Below are 4,452 nucleotides of genomic sequence, written 5' to 3' on the forward strand. Positions count from 1 at the left end.
ACCTGTACCGGAACAGCGCCCGTCAAGGCGCTACGCGCCATGCCTGGCGCACCACGAAAAAGGGGAGCAAGACGCTCCCCTTCTGCTTCGTACTTTTCTGGACTGCGGTGCTAGCCGCTGACAAACACCGGACCCACGCCGAAGTTCCACAGGATGACCGACCCCACCCGTGTCGACACCAGGATCACCAGGGCAACGGTCAGAAGTGCGCCCGCGTACATGACCGCCCGCTCTTTCTCGATGCCCATGACAATCGGCAGACCGTCGTACATCAGCCAGGCGCCGTAGCAGGCAGCCACCAGGAACACAATGGCATTGAACCAGGGCACCGGATACAGCAGAGCAAAGCCTGCCAGGAACAGCGGGGTGCAGGAATAGGCCGCCAGGGCGATGCCGTTGGAGGGTACATGCTCCTCCTTGGCGCCATAGGTTCTGGCCATCCAGTTGATTGCGTAACCAAGCGCAAAGACCCCTACCAGCATCGCCAGATAGGTGAGCACACTGAGTTGCATTGCACTGATTTCCGTCAGCTTGATCAGCCGTTCATTGCCCACCGTCCAGCCAAAATAAGCTGTGGAGATATAGGCGCAGACAGGCGCGATGGCTGCCAGGATCAATACGTAGGCCACGTAAACCCGGCGCGGTGTTTCATGTTCTTTTCGAATGGAAGCCCACTCTTCATCAGGATGGGTGAAGAGACCGAACGCATGTGACAGGAGCATGGACAACCCCCTTCTTCTCTGTTGTTGGTATTTTGAACTACGGGATCCGGAAACTGGCGGATCAGCAACCGTTCCTTGACTTAACTATAGTCAAGAAACCGGAATGGGAAAGAGCTTGCACGGAAAAAAGCGAGAGAAGGAAGGCAAGTGGCCGGCGAGCGCCGGCCACCGGGCTTCAGGCCTTGCGCGGGTCGGTCTCGGCCACCCAGGGGTACTCACGATGGCTGTCGCGAAACGCCAGCAGGCTGGCCACGTCGCTGAAGTCCACCAGATCCCGGAAGTCGAGCCAGTCCACAAGGGCATACAGGCAGATCGCCGGGTAGTTCCACTGCTCGAACTGACCATCCTCCACCATCGCCGCCAGCGTGCGCAGGGTGGTCATGATCCGTTCCCGTTGCAGGTTGTAGAACATCAGATCCTGACGGGTATCGATACCGGACTTTTCTGACAGGAGCAGCGTGACCGCGGAATCGTTGGCGCCATCGATCATGGTCAACTGGTTTTCCTGGTCCCAGGTCAGCGGATCCCGGCCCTGCTTGGCACTGATGTAACGGGCAATGATCCGGGAGTCGAAGAGCTCCTGACCGCCGTCCTCGAGCACGGGAATCTTGAGGGTCGGATTGTTCCGCCTCAGCTCATCCCGGCCCTCGCCGTAGATGTTGAGGTTAACGAACTCGTAGGGCTCCTCGTCCAGCAGGATGCGAATGCGCCGAACGTAGGGGGAAGTGGTGGATCCAATCAGTTTCATGGTGTCTCCGAGTGCTTGTCGCTCAGGATCCCAGCAGGGATTCAGGGTTTGTATAAGGATGCCCGGTGGCTTCTGCCACTTCCCTGTACGTGACCTTGCCTGCGGTGACGTTCAACCCCGCCCGCAGATGGGGGTCCTCCTTCATTGCCCGATCCGGCCCTTTGTTGGCCAATGCTATTACGAACGGCAAGGTGGCATTGTTCAAAGCCAGTGTCGAAGTCCGCGCCACCGCGCCGGGCATGTTGGCCACGCAGTAATGTACCACACCGTCGACAAGATACACGGGATCATCGTGGGTGGTTGCCCGGGAGGTTTCCGCACATCCCCCCTGGTCGATGGCCACGTCCACAATCACACTGCCCTCCGGCATCCGGCGCACCATGTCGCGGGTAATCAGCTTGGGGGCAGAGGCACCTGGAATCAGCACGCTGCCAATCACGAGATCGGCTGCGGTGACGGTTTCGTCGAGGGTCTGGGCGGTGGAGAACAGCGTGGTTATCCGGTTGCCGTAGTGTTGGTCGAGGGCGCGCAATACGTCGAGATTGCGATCCAGTACGGTTACCTGAGCGCCGAGGCCAACGGCCATGGCGATGGCGTTCTGCCCCACCACACCGCCGCCAACCACCGCCACCCGCGCGGGACTGACCCCCGGTACACCGCCGAGCAGAACGCCGCGACCGCCGAGGGCTTTTTCCAGGCAGTGGGCGCCCGCCTGGATTGACATGCGACCTGCCACTTCCGACATGGGCGCCAGCAGGGGCAGGCGGCCAGCCTTGTCGGTGACCGTCTCGTAGGCAATGCAGGTGGCGCCGGAGTTGACCAGGTCGTCCGTCTGGGCCTTGTCCGGGGCCAGGTGCAGGTAGGTAAACAGGGTATGCTCGGGCGTCAGCAGTGCCCGCTCTTCGGCCTGGGGCTCCTTCACCTTGACGATCAGCTCTGACGCCCGGAACACGTCGGCCGCATCGTCCAAGACACTGGCTCCGGCCTGCCGGTAGTCCTCGTCGGAGAAACCGATGGCGTTGCCGGCACCACTTTGCACCAGGACGTCATGGCCATGGCCCGTCAGTTCCTGGACAGCCGCCGGCGTCATCCCCACGCGGTATTCACGGTTCTTGATTTCCCTGGGTACGCCAATTTTCATGCGCAGCCTCCATTGTCCGAGAGTGAGTTTGACGGATGACACTGAATCCTACTGCTTCAGTGTAGACAAACAGACCTATACTGAGCGGGCAACTGATTGCATCGGTTTACCGGTTCCGGGCGTAGATATCCGGACTGAAAACCTCTACCAAAAGGAGCAGGATTCACCATGACAAAACTGACACTGGCGATCGCCGCCACTACCCTTTCACTCTCTCTGACAGGTACACAGGCACTGGCGGATATGCAGACCAAGACGATTGAGTACACCATTGGCGACACCACCTTCACCGGCTACATGGCCTGGGATGACGATAACGAGAACAAGCGCCCCGGCGTACTGGTCGTTCACGAGTGGTGGGGGCACAACGAGTTTGCGAGGGAGCAGGCAGAGCGACTGGCTGCCGCCGGCTACACGGCATTTGCCCTCGACATGTATGGCTCGGGCAAGCTGGCAGACCACCCTGACACGGCCCAGAAGTTCATGCAGGAAGCCACAAAAGACATTGAGCAGGTCAAGGCCCGCTTCCTCAAGGCCAAAGAGATTCTTCAGAATCACGAAACCGTCGATGGCTCACGGATTGCCGCCCAGGGTTACTGTTTCGGCGGCGCCGTGGTGCTGAACATGGCAAGGCTGGGCGTAGACCTGGATGGCGTGGTGAGTTTCCATGGCGCCCTGGGCAGCCCGCTGACCGCCGAGCCCGGCGCCGTCAAGGCACGGGTGCAGGTCTACACCGGCGGCGCCGACAAGATGGTACCGTCCGACCAGGTGGCCGGTCTGGTCAAGGAAATGCAGGATGCCCGGGTAGACCTTACCCTGGTGACCTTCCCCGGCGTACTCCATTCGTTCACGAACCCCGGGGCGGACAAGTTTGCCGAGGAGTTCGGCATGCCCGTGGGATACAACGAAGAGGCCGCTACCCGCTCATGGGAGGGCACCATGCGTTTCTATGAGGATATCTTCGCGCAATAAGTCCAGGGGGCTCAGAGCGACGAGGCAATACTGTTGCGTACGTCAGTCATGAGATCGTCGATGGCCAGGGTGCCGGTGGCCATCGGCGGATGAATAACCACCTCAATCTCGCCCGGGGAGAACGCCGCATGCCCTTTGGGCAGGCGCTGGTGCGAGCCGCGGATGGTTACCGGCAGAATGGGCAACTGGCCATCGGCGGCAATCACGAAACCACCCTTCTTGAACGGCAGCAGCTTTCCGTCCCACGATCGGGTGCCCTCGGGGAAAATCAGTATGCTGGTGCCATCGGGTAACTGGGCCACGCCGCGCTTGATGCTCTCCAGGGCATCCCCGCCTTTGGACCGGTCGATGAACAGATTGCGGGAAGTTTCCAGTGCCAGGCCAAACAGCGGCACCTTGCGCAGCTCCTTCTTGATTACCCATCGATACTGCAGCCCCAGGGCCAGCACCAGGGCAGGAGGGTCGAAGTAGGAGGCGTGGTTGCTCAGGATGACGTAACGTTGGCCGGGCTCGATGTTTTCCCTGCCCCGCACCCGCAGGCGGATTCCGCAGACCTTGAGGATCACCCAGGCGAAGATCTGGGTACCCCGGAACGCGGCATCTCCCCGCCGGCCTACCAGAGCGGCAACCACGATTGGCAGGAACAGAATCAGGGTAAGCAGACTTGCCCAGGACAGAATCCAGGCGGCTTTGAACACTCGGAGCATGAACGTTTCCTGAAGATCTCGACTTCTGATTAAACGAGCGACAGGGTGAAAAGCTTACACGGCAGCGGCAGAATCACAAAGTCTGCCAACGGGGCCGACAATAGCCGGCCAATCGGGATAGGGGGGAGCCATGAGGCTCCACCCCTCCCACACCACCCGGCA

At 60.5% G+C, this 4,452-nt stretch carries 5 protein-coding genes; 1 reads left to right on the top strand and 4 read right to left on the bottom strand.

Annotated elements, in window-relative coordinates; genetic code table 11:
* Nucleotides 1–110: 110 nt before the first annotated feature.
* The 3 genes from ACFC20_RS17430 to ald form a co-directional block, all read right to left on the bottom strand.
* Entirely contained in the window at nucleotides 111–722 is a 612-nt protein-coding gene (locus ACFC20_RS17430) for a Yip1 family protein (RefSeq protein ID WP_091988473.1), read from the bottom strand.
* Nucleotides 723–897: 175 nt separating this feature from the next.
* The gene (locus ACFC20_RS17435) at nucleotides 898–1,470 is read right to left on the bottom strand and encodes a glutathione S-transferase family protein (protein ID WP_375194089.1); all 573 of its coding nucleotides are present in this window, start codon (nucleotides 1,468–1,470) and stop codon (nucleotides 898–900) included.
* Nucleotides 1,471–1,492: 22 nt separating this feature from the next.
* On the bottom strand, nucleotides 1,493–2,611 hold the full coding sequence (gene ald / locus ACFC20_RS17440) for an alanine dehydrogenase (RefSeq protein WP_375194090.1): 1,119 nt from the start codon (nucleotides 2,609–2,611) through the stop codon (nucleotides 1,493–1,495).
* Nucleotides 2,612–2,779: 168 nt separating this feature from the next.
* On the opposite strand from ald, the gene ACFC20_RS17445 reads away from it, so the two are divergent.
* Nucleotides 2,780–3,583 (top strand): dienelactone hydrolase family protein, encoded by an 804-nt coding sequence (locus ACFC20_RS17445; RefSeq protein ID WP_375194091.1) that lies wholly within the window; start codon nucleotides 2,780–2,782, stop codon nucleotides 3,581–3,583.
* An 11-nt stretch (nucleotides 3,584–3,594) separates the two neighbouring features.
* Here ACFC20_RS17445 and ACFC20_RS17450 read toward each other — a convergent pair whose 3' ends face one another.
* A complete protein-coding gene (locus tag ACFC20_RS17450) occupies nucleotides 3,595–4,290 on the bottom strand; it encodes a lysophospholipid acyltransferase family protein (protein ID WP_375194092.1) in 696 nt (231 codons plus the stop codon).
* Nucleotides 4,291–4,452: the final 162 nt, after the last annotated feature.

The sequence above is a fragment of the Marinobacter sp. genome (assembly GCF_041984545.1).
GTDB lineage: Bacteria > Pseudomonadota > Gammaproteobacteria > Pseudomonadales > Oleiphilaceae > Marinobacter.

Coding starts and splice junctions, on each gene's coding strand:
- ACFC20_RS17435 (WP_375194089.1), bottom strand. CDS start 1,470: ATGAAACTGATTGGATCCACCACTTCCCCCTACGTTCGGCGCATTCGC.
- ald (WP_375194090.1), bottom strand. CDS start 2,611: ATGAAAATTGGCGTACCCAGGGAAATCAAGAACCGTGAATACCGCGTG.
- ACFC20_RS17430 (WP_091988473.1), bottom strand. CDS start 722: ATGCTCCTGTCACATGCGTTCGGTCTCTTCACCCATCCTGATGAAGAG.
- ACFC20_RS17450 (WP_375194092.1), bottom strand. CDS start 4,290: ATGCTCCGAGTGTTCAAAGCCGCCTGGATTCTGTCCTGGGCAAGTCTG.
- ACFC20_RS17445 (WP_375194091.1), top strand. CDS start 2,780: ATGACAAAACTGACACTGGCGATCGCCGCCACTACCCTTTCACTCTCT.